This window comes from Klebsiella sp. A-Nf5 (assembly GCF_002810545.1).
GTDB lineage: Bacteria > Pseudomonadota > Gammaproteobacteria > Enterobacterales > Enterobacteriaceae > Klebsiella > Klebsiella variicola.
This window is the reverse complement of the sequence record NZ_PIOG01000050.1, coordinates 1-1,172: the sequence shown is the minus strand read 5'-3', so window position 1 is coordinate 1,172 and position 1,172 is coordinate 1. Positions and strand designations below refer to the sequence as shown.

The following is a 1,172-nucleotide window of genomic DNA, read 5'->3' as shown; positions in this document are numbered from 1 at the left end:
AGTAGCAAAGCAATCATTTTCATATTTTACTTTCCTCCCCCCTTAGTTAGGGCTTATGCTTCCGCTCAAATTCCTGGGCCTTAGCTAGGAGTTCGTCTCTTGTATCCGCTCCAGGAAGTGCTCTCTGTTCAGCCTTTTTGTCATTGTATTCTTTCTCAAATTTATTTCCTTCCAAATTATGGTGGTTTTCCAGACGAGTGTGTTCATTCTGAACATCATCCTCCTGCTTATGTATGCTATCTTGCCTATCCTTATGAGCTTGCTGGTTATCGCTAACCATGTGTTCAACCGATTGGTGAACATCATTTTTGATACCTGCATTTTTGGTCATCTCATCGATACTATCACCGTGAGAGTTGTAGTCCGCATATACTGTACCGCTTCCTTTACCTTCAGAAACTGATGGCATATTTGCGCCAATGTTTCTTCTGCCCTCCTGGTACGCCTCATCAACTTTAGGTTCAACCTGTTGTTTCACAAATTCACGAGCCAGATGCTCCCTTTGGGCAGCGATTTCAGGTGAAGACGTGTCAGTAAGAATAGCTTCAGCATTTTGTGGGGCATTTTTCTGTACGAAATTAGCAAATTGTTGAGTCAGGTTTTCGTTCATCTGGCCGCTCATGCTTTCTGTTCGTGAGGCCATCTCACTATACTCATGGCTACGTGTTTTGCTCGTCGTATACTGGTCATAGCTATTTTTCGCACTGGCCAAAGAGGCGGAAAATTGATCAACCCGAGAAGATGCATTGTTATCAGTGATGTTTCCAGACTGACTTGATTTCTGGTTGATGAAGTAATCAGAAGACTCTCTGAAGTCTTTAACTGCCTGACTGCTGGTATCATGATTGTCAGCATTAGATTGGCGTCCTGACTCAGTAGTATTGTCTTGAGATCCAGAACTTGCTGTCCCTCTCGCCGACATCCTCCCACCGAATTCAGCTTTACCGCCATTACCGAAGAGCTCGAATCCAACACCACCTCTAGCTCCTACATATGCCTCGCCAGAAACATCACCTCTCACTGACTTGTCCATAAGCTGGCCGAATGCTTCATCACGGCTAATATGGTTAGCTTTAGCATACGAATCTACAGCATTCATCATCTTGCTTCTGGCCATCGAATCCTGCGAAGACTCGGTAGTATCGGCCCCGGTCGTTGTTGAGGCGCTGTTC

The 1,172-nt window shown here is 45.1% G+C and carries 1 pseudogene; it reads right to left on the bottom strand.

The annotated features are described in order from the left end of the window. Positions 1 to 46 precede the first annotated feature (46 nt). Positions 47 to 1,172, bottom strand: a pseudogene (locus CWM53_RS06425) (conjugal transfer protein TraG); the annotation flags it as partial.